Here is a 2,552-nt window from a genome sequence, read left to right as displayed (position 1 = left end):
GCCGGACCCCCACCCCATCCCGAGCCCGGGCCGGCCTTCCGGAAGCGTCCGGTCCCCCGAAGGGCCAGCGGGCAGGCAGGCGGACTCCCCCACGGGAGCGCCTGGAAGGCCCGCCGGGAAGCCGCTCAGGTCGTGGGCTTCGTCGAGCGGCCCTTGTGGGTCCTCGGCAGCGCATGGGAGATGAGCGACACGTAGTCCACCGCCTGCACCCGGGGGGGCGGCGGCTGGGTCCCCAGCGCGGCCAGGCGCTTGCTGAACGCGGCCAGGATGTCCGGCACGGGGCGCATCGCCTTGAGCAGCGCGTTGGGCCCCTCCATCGCCTGGGACAGCGCGATGGCCGCCTGCTGCAGCGGCAGTCCGCGCCTGAGCAGGTCCTGGAACGAGTTCGACAGCGTGATGATGTTGTGCCCCGCCGTCTGCACCATCTCCACGGCGATCTTCAGCACCTGGGGCGCCGTGAGGTGGCCGTCCGCCAGCAGCACCAGCGCCGCCTGGAAGTAGTTGAAGATGGGCACCACGCGCGGCCCGTAGGCCGTGAAGTGCGCGGGCGGCGTCAGCCGGTCCAGGTGGATGAAGATGCGCCGGACGGGGTCCGCCACCGGAATCTTCTTCCACGCCGCGTGCACCCGCGCGACGTCGTCCGGGTACACCCCGCCCGCCTCCAGCACCTGCGACAGCACGCGCTCGTCCACCCGCCCCGCGATGAGGTCCGCGTAGAGCGAATAGATGAACGCGTCGGCCTCCGCGTCGTCGCCGAAGAGCACCTCCTCGGCCTCCACCGGCGCGTGGATGCGGCTCTCCAGGATGACGGGCAGCTTGTAGCCCACCTGTCCCCGCAGGGCCCGGAAGCGCCCGCGCAAGAGGTTGCTGACGTTGTCCTTGAGGACGAACTCATCCCACTGGACGCCGTCCAGCTTGAGCTTCTCCTCCAGCACCGCGCGCATCTGCTTGGGGCTGCCGGACACGATGCACAGCCGCGAGTCCCCCTGCTCCGCCAGCTCCTTGATGAGCGCGGAGGCGCCCGGCACGGCGACCTTCTCGTGCGCCTTCTGGAACGCGGTGCGGAACAGGTCGCGCAGCGACTCGAAGTCCGTCTGGAGGTACGTCTTGTCCAGGTCCCACCGGTAGATGCGGCGCGGGGGGCGTGGGTCGATGCGGTCCGGCAGGCTCACCGCGCCAAACCCTCCTGGATGGCGGTGCCCAGCTCGTTCGCCACCGCCTTCGCGGCCACCTTGCCCGCGTTCGCGATGGCGCGCGCCTTGGAGCGACCGTGCGCCTTGATGAAGATGCGGTCAAACCCGAGGATGGGCGCGCCGCCGTACTGCTCCCAGTCCGTGATGTCCTTGAGCCGCTCGATGCCGGAGGACAGCATGGCCAGGCCCGCTCTCCAGCGCAGGCTCTCCTTGTAGGCGTACTGGGCCAGCTCCATCACCGTGTCGTGCACGCCCTCCAGCATCTTCAGGCACACGTTGCCCACGAAGCCGTCCGTCACGATGACGTCCGCCGTGCCGCGCGGGATGTCGATGCCCTCCACGTTGCCGGTGAAGTTGAGCCCCGTCATCTGCGACAGCCGCTGGTGCGCCTCCACCACCCGGGGCGGGCCCTTCTGCGGCTCGATGCCGTTGGACAACAGCGCCACCTTGGGCCGCTCGTTGCGGGAGATGATGCGCGCGTACGCGCTGCCCATGACGGCGAACGCCACCAGGTCCTCCGCGGTGGCCTCCACCGTGGCGCCCACGTCGAGGATGAGGCTGAAGGGGTCCTGCTTCGCCCCGCGCACGCCCCGCGTCGGGTACACCGTGGCCAGCGCCGCGCGGCGCACGCCCGGAATCAACTGGAAGTGGCGCTTGCACGCGAGCACGCCCGCGCCCGTGTTGCCCGCGGACACCAGCGCGTGCGCCTCCCCCTCGGCCACCAGCCGGGCGGCCACCGCCACGGAGGACTCGGGTTTGCGCGCCAGCGCCTCGCCGGGCTTCTCGTCCATGCCCACGAAGTCCGCCGCGTGGTGCACGGAGATGCGCTCGCCGTTGTGCTTGATGCCGGCGAGGGCCTCGTCGATGACTGGACGGTCCCCCACGAGCAGCGCGTGGATGTGCGGAGACTCCAGCGAGAGCTGGGCCGCACCCCGCACCACCTCCGCCGGGCCGTGATCGCTCCCCATCACGTCGAACGCGATGGTGATGTGCTGCGGCTTCCCCACCATGGACTCCATCCTATGAGCTTTGCTCGGCGCCCGCTCCCGACATTCTCACCTGTGTCACCAACGACAGTGCCAGGACACCCCCCAGGGCCACCAGGACCGCGCCCGTTCCGTAGGGGGCCGCCGGGCCCAACCGGGTGAATAGCAGGCCGCCCAGCGCCGGGCCCACAATGCGACCCAACGAACCGCAGGCCTGATACGCGCCCAACACCGCGCCCTGGCGCTCAGGGGGCGCGTGCAGGGACACCAGCGCCGACAGGCACGGGTTCACCAGCGCCGAGCCCACCGCCAGAAGCCCCATCACCGGGAAGAGCCACCCGTACGAGGGCGCCAGGGGCAACAGCGCGAGCCC

Annotated in this window: 3 protein-coding genes; all 3 read right to left on the bottom strand. The window is 71.0% G+C overall.

Annotated elements, in window-relative coordinates; all coding sequences use genetic code 11:
- Window positions 1-125: 125 nt before the first annotated feature.
- On the bottom strand, window positions 126-1,172 hold the full coding sequence (locus D7X74_RS41205; RefSeq protein WP_120538376.1) for a phosphatase domain-containing protein: 1,047 nt from the start codon (window positions 1,170-1,172) through the stop codon (window positions 126-128).
- On the bottom strand, window positions 1,169-2,203 hold the full coding sequence (gene plsX, locus D7X74_RS41200; RefSeq protein WP_120538377.1) for a phosphate acyltransferase PlsX: 1,035 nt from the start codon (window positions 2,201-2,203) through the stop codon (window positions 1,169-1,171). Before plsX ends, D7X74_RS41205 begins: the two co-directional genes overlap by 4 nt.
- Window positions 2,204-2,213: 10 nt before the next feature.
- On the bottom strand, window positions 2,214-2,552 hold a 339-nt coding region (locus D7X74_RS41195; RefSeq protein ID WP_120538375.1), incomplete at its 5' end, for an MFS transporter.

The sequence above is a fragment of the Corallococcus sp. CA047B genome, assembly GCF_003612065.1.
GTDB classification, from domain to species: domain Bacteria; phylum Myxococcota; class Myxococcia; order Myxococcales; family Myxococcaceae; genus Corallococcus; species Corallococcus praedator.
The sequence above is the reverse complement of the archived record's forward strand: the minus strand, read 5'-3'. Positions and strand labels throughout refer to the sequence as shown.